Source organism: Lactococcus muris (assembly GCF_042849115.1).
Classification (GTDB): Bacteria; Bacillota; Bacilli; order Lactobacillales; family Streptococcaceae; genus Lactococcus; species Lactococcus muris.
In genome coordinates, this window is the sequence record NZ_BAAFQO010000006.1 from 1 (window position 1) to 14,082 (window position 14,082).

The window sequence follows — 14,082 nt, forward strand, 5'->3', positions numbered from 1 at the left end:
GTGAGCAAGTGGACACTTGGACGGTCATGCGTCCCTCAGAGAACAACTTGAACATCCGTGTAGATGACTCGGCAGCCTTCAACACCTACTCCAACCTGACCTTTGGTTGGAGCCGTTCAGGTCAAGATGCCCCATGGTTCATGCCGACCTTCAACCGGGACAACCAAGACCTGATGACCGCCTCTGCAGGACATGCCCGTGACTGGGTCACAAGCACAGCCACAGATGGGGTAACAGACGGCGCCACTCACCCCGGAGACGGCACAGATGCCTACTGGTCTTCTGGCGACAGCTTTGATAACAGCGGACCAGTTTGGCCGGGAGAAGAAGTCACCCATGATGCAGCCCAAAACCTGCAACAAGACCGTGCCCCGATGATCATCAGCCAGTGGGCAGCCTTACCTAATAACCTGAAAGTCGGGAACTTCTGGGTCATCGACCACCAAACAGGCTGGGCTTACTGGGCGAATCAACTCCAAGCAGGAGAGACCACCTCTTACCTCTTGGATGCAGCAGAGATGACCGCAGCAGCGAATGCTATTCCGGGAGAATATTACTATGGTATCCATGTGGACGGGCAACTGATTAGTCCTGACCGTATCAATGACTTCTTGGCTGCAGATGGAAGCTTTACGCACCATGACGACTTGTCTGACTTCTTGACAGCCGTACAGAATGGTTCCATTGATAACAACTGGGGGAACCCGGGTCCAGATGATAATGTCCAACCCGACCAAATTAACTTTAGTATTATGGCACCGGGGACCATCTTCACTATGGCTAATGAGCAGTATCGTTATTTGGAGAATCAAGGTGGGGGGAATCATTTGATTATTCGGAATGATGCTATTGCAAGTGTTTCTTGGAATAATCAGAATATTCGTCTCAATGAATGGTATGATGCCCTTGATTCAACAGTTCGAACCATGGTTAGACCAGTTTCAGATAACTTTGTGACAGGGAGTGTTATGCAAACAGAAATTACCTGGGAAGGGGTACTTTGGCTACCAAGTAATCTCTTTGCTTTTCCTGAAGTTGCGCTAGATGAAACCAGAGTGGACTCCAGTGGTACTTCTCGTGCTTTTTCGCTTTCTTTAGCAGATGTGACTCGCTTATCAGGTCCAGGACGTGCTTTTCCTAATCCCGAACAACGTTTAAGTGGGAATGAGCTTGCGTGGTGGCTCCGTACTCCCGCAGGTAACGTTGAGGGTGAGCGTGCTTGGCGTGTAACTCGTAGATATGATGATGCTTCTCTTGGTCAGCTCCGAGGTGGGCATCCTGCTGCCGGTGGCGGAAATATCCGCCCCGCCCTAATCGTCCATCAATAAACTAAAAAAGCTTAGAACAATACAAAAAGAGTCAAAATCAGCATATATGCTCGTTTCGACTCTTTTTATTTTCAATTGAAAAATTTAAATCATTATCATTCACATTCTTAAAGATACCGCTCAGCAACAGTCCTATCCCCCGGGTAGGGCACACGCTCATCATTGATCAGTTGGAACTTGTCTGCCCCTTTTCCCGCGATAATCACAGCATCGTCTTTATCATGGACGCGTTGGATGGCAAGTTTGATAGCTTGGGCACGGTCAGCTTCAAAATCACAAGGCCGTGTCACATAGCTTGCGATTTCGTCAGCAATGACCTTTGGATCTTCGTGATTAGAGTCGTCCTGTGTGAGGATGACCTCCAAGCGTTGGTGTTCCTCAATGACTTGTCCGAAATCTTTGCGGCGACTTTCTCCCTTATTACCCGTTGCCCCAAGAACCAACACGATTTTTCCACTATGGTGTGGTTCGACGACAGAAACCAAGTTTTTCAAGCTAATGCCGTTATGAGCATAATCAACATAGACTCTTGCCCCATCTTTTGTTGCCAGCATTTCCATACGTCCAGGAACTACAGCCTTGGCAAGACCGGCTTTTATCTGAGCGATACTGGCACCCAGATGTTGTGTTGCGAGAGCTGTTGCAAGAGCATTTTCTTGGTTAAATTTACCCAGAAGCCGTATGTCGAAATGTCCATTAACCAGACCCTTTGTTGTAAAGTCATGTGCCTGTGAGTCGACGATTTGATTTTCAGAGTTTTTACCATAGAAAGCATGGGGAATGCCCAGTGTTTCCAGTTCCTGCTTGATGATATTGAAATGTGTCATTTCACTGTTGGCAACAAAGTATCCCGAGTGGTGTAAAAGTTGACGTTTGCAGTAGAAGTAATCTTCAAGCGTAGGATGCTCAATCGGTCCGATATGGTCGGGAGAAATGTTAAGAAAGACACCAACGTCGAAGTTTATCGCATAAACACGTTCTGTTTTATAGGCTTGTGAACTGACTTCCATGACTAAATGGGTCATGCCATTGTCGACAGCTTGACGCATCATTTTGAGCAAATCAAGACTTTCGGGCGTTGTTAACTCCGACTTGAAGAAATTTTTACCGTCTAAAGTTGTTTCAGCCGTTGAGAGGAGCGCTGTTTTTTGTCCATTCATCTCATCTAGGATGGATTTGGCAAAATAAGCAGAAGTTGTCTTGCCTTTGGTTCCTGTCAAAGCCAGTATTTTGAGTTCATTTTGCGGATAATCATAAAAGGCCTGCGCGAGCAGACTCATCGCACGCTTAACATTAGAAACGATAACAGCAGGAATGTCTACCTCGTAGTCTATTTCGGAAACGTAGAAGGGCGCTGCCAAGTCTTCTAAATACTCCGCTTTAAAATTCAGTCCCTTGGCAAAAAACAGGGTTGATGCAGACGTGTTACGACTGTCATAGCTCAACTGATCAAAGTCAAAATCTTCCTCCCAATTGTAGTAATAGTCTTTTTTAAAGGCAACTTCGTGGAAGTTTTCATCTTTTTTCAGAATTTCTAGAGCCTCTTGTAATTTTATCATGGAATGTTCTGCCTCCTTTGCTCATACCGCCTAAGCTCTGCCATGAGTTTAGACTATAAGGCCTATTATTTGATTATGAATTGGAGCTTATAATACAGGCTTAATTATACCATTTTCGCTACTGTTTTTGTGACTTGGCAGTCGTGTGAAGTTTTTGAGTTGGAGGAGAGGAGCTGTTCGATATAAGGCTAGAAAGTATTATAGAATGCTGGATGAACAGATGATTATGATTGATTTACTTTAATGAACATTCTAGACTTTTGATTTCTTGTTCGAGCTTTTGGGCGATTTGATAGGACTCACTCATCTCAAAAACATGCTGGCATTTTTTCATTGTGCATAGCCCATCAAAATTTCCGAAAGTAACTTCAAAGTGTGCTTTTTGGTAGATGAAACTGATTCTTTCAAAAAGGTCGAACTCATGGAATCTTAAGGAATCGATAAAATGAATAAGTTCCATGGCTAAGTATTTTTGCTTATTTTTAATAAAAATCTCAAGTACATTGATAGAGGTGAGGATTTGTACTTTTTTAGCGAAGGGATGACTGCTCTTGCTCTGCGTGCCCGTAAGCATTTTTTGACTGAATTTTGATAAAGTTCCTAGGTCCAGAAAATGAGCGATGTCATTTAATAAAGAAATCTCATATTCGCCCCATATTTTTACACTGTCCAAGTATTGCTTTATCATGCTAAGATTTTTGGGGGAGAACTGGAAAGAGGGCTCAACGGTACTTAAAGCAAGCTCTGCCCGGATTTTATCTAACTGCAGTCTTTTGGGGAGGGGGGCTTTTTTTGAAAGTATATATTCATATCTTTTGAGGATGTTTTTAAGATGGATAGAGTTGTTATTCAAGGAAGCTATTTCACGTTCTGCAAGTAAATTGAGGTGGTTGGCTTGATAATGTAGGTGGTAGAAAAATTCATGGGCTGAAACGTTGATATTACTCAGAAGATGGAGCAGTATGAGACAAGATACGAGACTTCGCCCCGTTTCAAAATTTGAGAGTTGCGAAATAGAGATGCATCCGTGAGCGGCTTCTTTGAGGGTGAAATTTTTAGAAATGCGGAAATGCCTATAAGTTTCTCCGACTGATGAGTTTGTTTGCATGAGAGCTCCTGAAATTTTAATATATTTATGTTTTTAAAGTTGTAATAAAACAGCATAAAACAGCTTATTAATGGCGAGTTTTTCATCAAATAAGCATCTGTAGAAGTACCAATATATAGTAAAATAAGCACAAGTTGTGACTATTTTTTGATTGTACTTGTGTTATATACTAAGTATGAGTTAGGCGGTGAAAATGGATAGGGCTTATTTTGCACTTCTTCTATTATTTATTCGTATTTTCACTGAGTGATTCACGTCTTAAACATATTAGGGAAAGATTTACTATGGAAGGAAAATTTCAATGAAAAAGCGAGCCAAAAAAATGACCACTTGTGTGGTAGCCACTGCTCTATTATTTTTGGGAGTTGCACCGTCTATGACAGGGACAGTAGAAGCCAAGGCCATTCAAGTTAACCAAAAAACCAGCAAAATATCGGACCTGCTTGAACAGACTGCATTTGATAAAGCTGACTTTGTTTTTTTGCAGCAAAAAGAAAGAGAGTTTATGGAAAGTCAAAACACGCCATTATTGGTCCCTCGTGCTTTCGCGCCCCGAACGGTTGGAAGAAGCTTGGGAGACTCGTGGCCTCCTCCGGAAGTTATGCACAAAGCTTTAACAGCAGTTGGGTTTGGATGGACACAAATTAGATTATCGCACCTGATATTTCTATCTATAGTTGTGGCGCAATTGCGGCTAAAATCACCATTGTTGCCGTCTGGAACTGAGCGCTTAGCGCTGTGATTGGTGCTTCATCTGCTGTGGCTATTTATGCGGTGGGCAATTTCCGACTTTTCGATTTAATTGCCCTTATAAATAAAAATATCCAAACACATATTTATAATTCTTTGCTTTTTCTTGCTGCCAGCTTTCTTATCTTTATTTCGGAGGAGAGCAAATTCACAGATTTTCATTCTCTTGTGGATTTGCTTGCAGTGATTCAGAGGAGCTTTATTTTGAGTTGCATCGGTATCTTCATCTTCCAAAAAGTGGCAGTCATGAAAAAATAGAAGAATTGCATTTTTATAAAAAACAATTGCTGAAAATTCAATCGATTTCCTACTTTCTTGTCCTATCTTTTTTACACTCATTTCCTTGGGTGAAGATAGTAACTCATAGTGTGAGTTGGGCTTCTTTTGTTAGTCCTTGTCTGCTAAAGTTAATGAATATCAAAGGTCAGATGAGGAAATATTTTTTTCGAGGAATTTTTTGGGTATTTCATTTATTCTCTTTATGATTTACCTTAATCTTTATACGGTGACATTTGTTCAGCAATACTTGTGAGTCGAACGATCTGGAACTTCAGACGGATCGTGGAAGGTAACTCTTCCGAATGAAAAAATTTAGATAAACTTTCTAAGAAAGGAAGACGAGGGCGCATGAACGTTACGGACTTTTATTGTCAAAACGCGCCTGTTCGTGGTAAAATAGAAAAATGAATAGTACAGAAATGAGTGGAAATCTCAGCATGGAAGAAAAGCTCCAGCAAATGGATGCCGAAACTAAGCGGAAAGAGATTCGAGACAATAAAGCAGCACAGCAAGATACAATGATGCGTGGAACCCTGTGGTTCACTTTATCAGATATTTCATCACGTCTTCTAGGTGCCATATATATCATTCCTTGGTTTGCATGGATGGGGGAGCATAATAATGAGGCAAATGCCCTGTTTTCAATGGGGTACAATATTTATGCGCTCTTTCTATTGATTTCTACGGCAGGTCTACCTGTAGCCATTGCCCGTGAAGTAGCGCACTACAATGCTATGGGGGATGAAAATCTAAGCAATCGTTTGGTTCGCCATATCTTTATCTTTATGGTTGGACTTGGTGCTATAGCTGCTGGTGTAATGTATCTTGGAGCCCCCGTGTTAGCCACTATGTCTGGGGGAGGAGAAAACTTGACGGAAGTGATGCGGTCACTTTCACTGGCTATTCTGATTTTCCCAGCTATGTCGGTTATTCGAGGCTACTTTCAAGGGCTAAATGATATGAAACCAATTGCCCTCAGCCAGATTTATGAGCAGGTTGTCCGTGTCATCTGGATGTTGGTGTTTACCTTTATGATCATGAAACTTGGTTTCTCAGGAGGCGACTGGACGCAAGCTGTTGTGCAATCAACAACAGCGGCCTTTGTTGGTATGCTGGGCTCCTGTGCTGTTTTATTCTGGTATTTGATTAAAAATAATATGCTGGGTAAAATTATCAATCCGGGACCAAGCATTACAAAGATTAGCGCCTTGCGTTTAATCTCACAAACGGTTTATCAAGCTATTCCTTTTGTTGTTATTGGCTCAGCTATCCAGATTTTCAAAATCGTTGACCAGGCGACTTTTGTTACAGTGATGCGTTGGGTATCTGACTACAGTGATACACAACTTTTGGTGTTCTTCTCATACTTTTCTGCCAATACAGATAAGCTGACGATGATTTTGATCGGTGAAGCCATGACATTAGGCGCTGTAGCTTTGCCATTGATTGCCTCTAACTTTGTGAAGAAAAACTACAAAGAAACAGCACATCTGATTTCTTATGATTTTCAGCTCTTTGTAGCCTTTATGCTACCAGCTGTTTTAGGGATGACTATTTTAGCCTCACCTATTTATACACTTTTCTATGGCTCTGTGAACAGTCTGCAGCTCGCACTCTTTATTTGGGCTGTTCTTCAAAGTTTCTTGCTGGCCTTGTATACAATGGTGGCACCTATATTACAAGCTTTGCACTATTCCAAGGTAGCGATGCGGTATTTCATTATTACTTTAGTGATTAAGCTACTTTTGCAGGTGCCTTCCATCATGATTTTCCATTCTTATGGTCCTCTTGTGGCAACAACCATCGCATTTGCCTATGGCACTTGGATTATTATCCGTAAGATTCATGAAGTGACAGGTTTCCGAGTAAAAAGTACATTGAAAGGAATTATAGGAATCTCGATTCTTACAGCCATGATGCTTGTAGTGACCCTAGTTCTCTATGGTTTGATTTCCTTAATCTTGAGGCCGCTTCCTTCAGGTCACTTCAAAGCTCTGCTTGTCGTTTTAGTTGCGGGAGGCGGAGGATTCTTTACCTATCTGTATTTGGCAGCTAAGGCAGGCTTGCTTGAAAAATTAATGGGCAGCCGTGGCACACGTCTTCGCCAAAAATTGCATATTTAAAGAAATAAGATGAATTTCCGAAGTCTTCTTCGGGAACCTGTTTTTTGAAGCTCCTGATGTGTTTCGGTAATCCTACAATGCTCAGTTCCCAATGAGTAGCTCTAAGTACAGGAGAAAAGATTAAAATAAAATTCATAATAGTACCGTGACGAGGAACACAGGCAGAGATTTAACTGATTCTAGTCGCAGTGCAAAAGTAAAAGCGCTTGAACCGCGACATTTTGTGGATGTGGTTCAGCGTATTTTTTTATTTTTGGAGAAATTTTTGCGCCAGCCTTGTTCCACAGCGTGTTTTTAGGTGTTATGAGGAGAGCGTTACGTTATTTTATAGTGAATGGACTTAAAAAACATCGGAGGGCGATTTTGAAAGAATGAGAAAGGTTTTAATTTGACAAACCACACCGTATGACTTTTAAGAAAACTTTGACCTGTAGAATCCGGCACAGCTTCTTTTTGGGTTATGCTGCGCTTCCTATCTTTTGTACATGTCTGAGGCTGAGTCAAGATTGCACCGCCGCAACTTAAAAGTTGAGAACGCGAGTGTTCGTTGTGTTATAATGGAAAAAAGCTTTTAGGAGGTTATAATGACACGAATACAAGATGATTTATTTATAGCAGTGAACGCTGAGTGGCTCGCTCAGGCTCAAATACCGAGTGATAAGCCTCGTATATCTGCCTTTGATGAGTTAGTATTAATTAATGAAAAAAACTTGACAGCGGATTTGCAGAAAATGTCGGTGGAACTTCCAGAAGATAATCCAGAGTTGTTAGAGGCTATAAAGTTTTATAACAAGGCAGGAGACTGGGAAGCACGCAATAACAGTGATTTTTCATCTGTATCGAAAGAGTTAGACAAGGTACAAAAGCTGGAAAGCTTTGAAGATTTTCGTGAACATTTACTTGACTTGGTTTTCCACTCTCAGGCATCGTTGCCCTTCTCGATGAATGTGGAGGCAGACATGAAGGATGCTGTGCATCATTCGCTTGGATTTATTGGACCGGATCTTATTTTACCGGATACGACTTATTATTCGGAGGAACATCCACGTAAGAGAGAGCTTTTAGAATTTTGGCAAAAAAACTCTGGAGACATCTTGGAGAAATTTCATTTAGAAGATGCGCGAGAAATTGCAGCTAAAGCTGTTGCTTTTGATAGTCTTCTGGTTGATTCAGCCAATACATCGGAAGAATGGGCCAAATATGCTGAGCTTTATCATCCGGTTCCTTTTGAAGAATTTGTGGATCATTTTGAAAATATAGATTTTCGCGCATTTGTTAAAGGACTGGTACATACGGAGCCAGAAAAGATTGTTGTTTTTGAAAAACGTTTCTATGAGAATTTCGACAGCATTGTTAATGAAGAAAATTGGCCTTTAATCAAAGCGTGGATGCTTGTGAAAATTGCGCGTAAGGCTTCTGGGTTACTCTCAGATGAACTTCGCCTTTTAGGCTCTGCATATGGGCGCTTTTTATCTAATGTGGCTGAGGCAAGAAGTCAAGAAAAACACCAGCTGGATATAACTGAAGGTTATTTTAGTCAAGTTATTGGCCTCTTTTATGGGTTAAAATATTTTGGGGAAGAAGCGAAGTCAGATGTTAAACGTATGACCTCCGAGATGATTAAAGTTTATCAAGAACGTTTGGATAAAAATGAGTGGTTGAGCCGTGCAACTATTGATAAAGCAATCGAAAAGCTGAGCGCAATCACTGTCTTTATCGGTTATCCAGACAAACTGCCAGAAATTTATAGTAAACTTAAAGTTGGAAGCGGTAGCCTTTATGAAGATGCTTGCAGCTTTGATGAGCTATTTACAGCTCGCTATTATGAAAAGTTTAGTGAAGAGGTTGATAAGAGCTTGTGGCATATGCCAGCACATATGGTAAATGCTTATTACAGTCCAGACAGTAATACAATTGTTTTCCCAGCAGCTATTTTACAGGCTCCATTTTACAGCCTTGAGCAAACAGCGAGTCAAAATTATGGTGGTATAGGTGCTGTAATCGCTCATGAAATCTCCCATGCTTTTGATAATAATGGCGCACAGTTTGATAAATATGGGAACTTGAACAAATGGTGGGCAGACGAAGATTATGCAGCTTTTGAAAAGAAACAGGAGGAGATGATTGCAATCTTTGATGGTGTGGAAACTGAAGCTGGTCCAGCCAACGGTAAGTTGATTGTCTCTGAAAATATTGCCGATCAGGGCGGGATAACAGCAGCGATGACAGCTGCACAAAAGGAAGCAGATGTTAATCTTGCTGAGTTCTTTAGCCAATGGGGCAAAATTTGGCGCATGAAGGCCAGCCTAGAATTTCAACAAATGCTTCTGTCAATGGACGTTCATGCCCCTGCTAAACTCCGGGCAAATATTCCACCGACAAACTTGGAAGAATTCTACCAAACCTTTGACGTGAAGGAGGGCGATGAGATGTATCGGGCGCCTGACAAACGTGTGAAGATATGGTAAAAGAATTTCAAGAACTCAAGCCAGAAACGCAACGTATACTCAGAGAGATTAAGAAAGTTCCTTATGGGCAAGTGAGTTCTTATAGAGATATTGCAGTCAGAGCAGGATTAATCAATGGCGCGCGGCAAGTTGCGCGAGCTCTACACGGACTTTCTGAAAGTCATCAATTGCCATGGTGGAGAATCATCAGGTCTGACGGCACTATCGGTATGCACGGCGAAGGCCGCATGGAACAAATACGCTTGCTAAAATTAGAGGGTTTCGAAGTAACGGACAGCGGAAAAGTGAAGCAGAAAATTGACCATAAGTAATAGGACTGATGCATGGGAAAGTTATGAAAACGAAACGGGCTCACGTGCGCTATCTTCACGTACAAGGTCGTTTTCCATCAAAAATATCAATGATGCGCTTGACTTGAAATAAGTGAGTGTAAACCTTGTAAAACAAGTCGATAAATGGTATAATGTAGGATAATGGTTTGTCGACAAATTCTGTGGGAAATATTGTCCCCATGGGTTTTGGAAGCAACGAAACATCGAGTTTTCGTTGCTTTTTTGGCGTTTCTGAACCGAAAAGATTCAAAAAAGTAATGAAAAAGACAAACTACTGACTTTTCAGAATTTTTTATGTAAGAAACCTAGAAGCGACAAATCTTGTATAACACATCCAGCAAAACTGGAAAAATAGAATGAGGAGAATCAACTTGGCAGGACATGACGTAAAATACGGTAAACACCGTACAAGACGCAGTTTTTCACGAATCAAAGAAGTAATTGGTTTGCCGAACTTGATTGAAGTTCAAACAGCAAGTTACCAGAACTTCCTTGATGAGGGATTGGCTAACGTTTTTAAAGAAATGTTTCCAATTGACAACTTTGCGGGCACAATGGAGCTTGAATTTGTCGGATATGAGATGAAAGCCCCAAAATACACGGTAGATGAAGCCCGTGCTCACGATGCAAACTACTCTGCACCAATCCATGTGACGTTTCGCCTTGTAAATAAAGAGACAGGCGAATTGAAAACACAAGAAGTTTTCTTCGGTGATTTCCCACTTATGACTGAAATGGGGACATTCATCAACAATGGTTCTGAACGTTTGATCGTCAGCCAGTTGGTACGTAGCCCAGGCTCATATTTCCATCTAAAAACAGACAAAAACGGCTTGGAATCATTTGGACATACAACTATTCCTAATCGTGGTGCTTGGTTTGAGTTGGATACAGATGCTAAAGGAGTTGGTTATGTACGTATTGACCGTACACGTAAATTGACATTCACAACGATGTTGCGTGCACTCGGCTTTGGTAGCGATGATGAGATTCTTGAACTTATGGGTCCAAGTGAGCTCCTCAGCACAACATTGGGCAAAGATGTACATAAAAACCCAGCAGATACACGTGTTGAAGAAGCACTCAAAGATATCTATGACCGTCTCCGTCCGGGTGAACCTAAAACAGCGGACAGTTCTCGTGGGCTTTTGATTGCGCGTTTCTTCGATCCACGTCGTTACGACTTTGCGCCAGTTGGACGCTACAAGTTCAACAAAAAACTTGCCCTTAAAAACCGTATTCTCGGTTTGACATTGGCAGAGCCAATCGTTGACCCAGAAACTGGAGAAATTCTTGTTGAAGCAGATACTGTGGTTACACGTGATGTGTTAAATTCCATTGAAGAACTTTTGGATAACGGTCTTAATACTACAGTTTACCAGCCTTCTGCTGATGCTGTTTTGCCTGACCCAATTGAACTTCAAACATTGAAAGTTTACTCTCCAAAAAATCCAGAACGTGTCGTGACCTTGATTTCTAACGGTCAAATTCCTGCGGAAAATCGTGTGTTGACACCGGCAGACGTTATTGCTAACATTAGCTACTGGTTAGGGCTTGCTGAAGGCATTGGTAAAGTTGATGATATTGACCACTTGGGAAATCGTCGTATTCGTTCAGTTGGCGAATTGCTTCAAAACCAAGTACGTATCGGTTTGTCACGTATGGAACGTGTGATCCGTGAGCGTATGTCATCTTCTGAAAATGAAAACATGACACCCCAAGGCTTGATTAACATTCGTCCTGTAACAGCTGCAATCAAAGAATTCTTTGGTTCTTCACAGTTGTCACAATTTATGGACCAGCACAATCCTTTATCAGAGCTTTCGCACAAACGCCGTTTCTCTGCTTTAGGACCTGGGGGTATCTCACGTGACCGTGCTTCCTATGAAGTGCGTGACGTTCACTATACGCACTATGGGCGCATGTGTCCGATTGAAACACCTGAAGGACCAAATATCGGTCTGATTAATAACTTGTCCTCTTACGCTAAAATTAATGAATATGGTTTCATTATGTCGCCTTATCGCCGTGTTGACCGTGCAACAGGGACAGTTACTGATGAAGTTGAATACCTGACAGCTGACGAGGAAGACAATTATACCGTTGCCCAAGCTAACTCGCCTTTGACAGAAGATAACAAATTTGTCAACGAAACAGTAATGGCGCGCCATGTCGGAAATAATATTGAAGTTGATGCTTCAACTGCCGACTACATGGACGTTTCACCTAAGCAGGTTATCGCCGTGGCTGCTGCTTGTATTCCTTTCTTAGAAAATGACGACTCTAACCGTGCTCTTATGGGTGCCAACATGCAACGTCAAGCCGTTCCATTGATTGACCCGCATGCGCCTTGGATTGGTACAGGTATGGAACATCAAACAGCACGTGACTCAGGAGCTGCCGTTATCGCTAAGCATGACGGTACCGTGGAATATGTAGATGCCGATGAGATTCGTGTACGTCGCGCATCAGGCGAGCTTGATATTTATAAGATTATGAAGTACCGCCGTTCAAACTCAGGCACTTCATACAATCAGCGTCCGCTTGCGGAACTGGGCGATAAAGTTGAAGCTGGCGATATTATTGGTGATGGTCCATCAATGGAGAAAGGGGAAATGGCGCTTGGTCAGAACCCACTTGTCGCTTATATGACTTGGGAAGGTTATAACTTCGAGGATGCCATCATCATGTCTGAACGTTTGATTAAAGATGACGTTTATACTTCTATCGCCATTGAAGAATATGAATCAGAAACACGTGATACAAAGCTTGGCCCAGAAGAAATCACGCGTGAAATTCCAAATGTTGGTGAAGAAGCGCTTAAAAACTTGGATGAAGATGGAATCATCCGCATTGGTGCTGAGGTAGAGGATGGCGATTTACTTGTTGGTAAAGTAACACCAAAAGGTGAAACTGATCCAACGCCAGAAGAACGTCTCCTTCGTGCCATTTTCGGTGAAAAAGCGCGTGAAGTTCGTGATACATCACTTCGTGTTCCTCACGGTGGTGGCGGTATTGTTCATGACGTTCGTGTCTTCACACGTGAGAATGGTGACGAATTGCCATCAGGTGTAAACAAATTGGTTCGTGTCTTTATCTCACAAAAACGTAAAATCCACGTTGGGGATAAGATGGCCGGACGTCACGGTAACAAGGGTGTCGTTTCAAACATCGTTCCTGTAGAAGACATGCCATATTTACCAGATGGTACACCAATTGATATCATGTTGAATCCATTGGGTGTCCCTTCCCGTATGAATATTGGTCAAGTTATGGAACTTCACCTGGGTATGGCCGCGCGTACTTTGGGTATCCACATCGCTTCCCCAGTCTTCGATGGTGCGAGCGACAAGGACATCTGGGATACAGTTAAAGAAGCAGGTATGGCTGACGATGCCAAAACAGTGCTTTATGACGGACGCACCGGTGAAGCCTTTGACAACCGTATCTCAGTTGGTGTCATGTACATGATTAAGCTTCACCACATGGTTGACGATAAACTTCACGCACGTAGTGTTGGTCCTTACTCACTTGTTACCCAACAACCGCTCGGTGGTAAAGCGCAGTTTGGTGGACAACGTTTCGGAGAGATGGAAGTTTGGGCTCTTGAAGCTTATGGTGCGGCAAATGTCCTCCAAGAAATCTTGACTTACAAGTCAGATGATGTTATTGGTCGTACACGTGCTTATGAAGCTATCGTAAAAGGCGAACGCATTCCTAAACCAGGTCTTCCTGAATCATTCCGTGTCCTTGTAAAAGAATTGCAAGCCCTCGGTATGGACCTTAAAGTCCTTGATGCTGAGAAGAATGTCCTTGATCTCCGTGAACTTGATGATGAAATTGAAGTGCGTCAAGAAAATATTGACATTACGCCAGAAATGCTTGAAGCACAAGAACGAATTGTTGCTGAAGCAGAGGAAACTGAGCAAGCCTTGATTAACGGAACAAAAGAAGAATAATTGTTCTTTTCTGTGAAACAAGTATAAATTTTTAGAAAGTTTGTCTGTAGACAAGCGCCCTTGAAAATTTTTCGGTAAAATCCTCTCGGGTGAATCGCTGTGCAAAATTGCTCGGCGGTAATACTGAGCTAAATTTATATAAAGTTGGTTCGGCATTGCTGCCGAGTGAGTTTTGG

General features: G+C 42.1%; 9 protein-coding genes. 6 read left to right on the forward strand and 3 right to left on the reverse strand.

What is annotated here, in order from left to right:
- Positions 1-1,328, forward strand: a 1,328-nt coding sequence (locus ACGHCK_RS04700) for a hypothetical protein (RefSeq protein WP_394304491.1), incomplete at its 5' end; no start/stop codon positions are given.
- A 107-nt stretch (positions 1,329-1,435) separates the two neighbouring features.
- Here ACGHCK_RS04700 and ACGHCK_RS04705 read toward each other — a convergent pair.
- Together ACGHCK_RS04705 and ACGHCK_RS04710 are read right to left on the reverse strand one after the other, a co-directional pair.
- Positions 1,436-2,887, reverse strand: a complete 1,452-nt coding sequence (locus tag ACGHCK_RS04705; protein WP_251423616.1) for a UDP-N-acetylmuramoyl-L-alanyl-D-glutamate--L-lysine ligase — start codon at positions 2,885-2,887, stop codon at positions 1,436-1,438.
- A gap of 235 nt (positions 2,888-3,122) precedes the next feature.
- Entirely contained in the window at positions 3,123-3,995 is an 873-nt protein-coding gene (locus ACGHCK_RS04710; protein WP_202230956.1) for a helix-turn-helix domain-containing protein, read from the reverse strand.
- A gap of 301 nt (positions 3,996-4,296) precedes the next feature.
- Here ACGHCK_RS04710 and ACGHCK_RS04715 point away from each other — a divergent pair, with 301 nt between their 5' ends.
- The gene (locus tag ACGHCK_RS04715; protein WP_251423613.1) at positions 4,297-4,737 is read left to right on the forward strand and encodes a hypothetical protein; all 441 of its coding nucleotides are present in this window, start codon (positions 4,297-4,299) and stop codon (positions 4,735-4,737) included.
- Between the two features lie 56 nt (positions 4,738-4,793).
- Here ACGHCK_RS04715 and ACGHCK_RS04720 read toward each other — a convergent pair whose 3' ends face one another.
- Positions 4,794-5,084 (reverse strand): hypothetical protein, encoded by a 291-nt coding sequence (locus ACGHCK_RS04720; RefSeq protein ID WP_251423610.1) that lies wholly within the window; start codon positions 5,082-5,084, stop codon positions 4,794-4,796.
- Between the two features lie 344 nt (positions 5,085-5,428).
- On the opposite strand from ACGHCK_RS04720, the gene ACGHCK_RS04725 reads away from it, so the two are divergent.
- The 4 genes from ACGHCK_RS04725 (at position 5,429) to rpoB (ending at position 13,906) form a co-directional block, all read left to right on the forward strand.
- Positions 5,429-7,147: a putative polysaccharide biosynthesis protein gene (locus ACGHCK_RS04725; RefSeq protein WP_202230955.1), complete on the forward strand. Its 1,719-nt coding sequence runs from the start codon at positions 5,429-5,431 to the stop codon at positions 7,145-7,147.
- Positions 7,148-7,731: 584 nt separating this feature from the next.
- Positions 7,732-9,615: an endopeptidase PepO gene (gene pepO, locus ACGHCK_RS04730; RefSeq protein WP_251423607.1), complete on the forward strand. Its 1,884-nt coding sequence runs from the start codon at positions 7,732-7,734 to the stop codon at positions 9,613-9,615.
- Positions 9,609-9,926 (forward strand): MGMT family protein, encoded by a 318-nt coding sequence (locus ACGHCK_RS04735; RefSeq protein ID WP_202230953.1) that lies wholly within the window; start codon positions 9,609-9,611, stop codon positions 9,924-9,926. The genes pepO and ACGHCK_RS04735 overlap by 7 nt, the downstream gene beginning before the upstream one ends.
- Positions 9,927-10,318: 392 nt before the next feature.
- Positions 10,319-13,906, forward strand: a complete 3,588-nt coding sequence (gene rpoB / locus ACGHCK_RS04740; protein ID WP_251423622.1) for a DNA-directed RNA polymerase subunit beta — start codon at positions 10,319-10,321, stop codon at positions 13,904-13,906.
- Positions 13,907-14,082 lie beyond the last annotated feature (176 nt).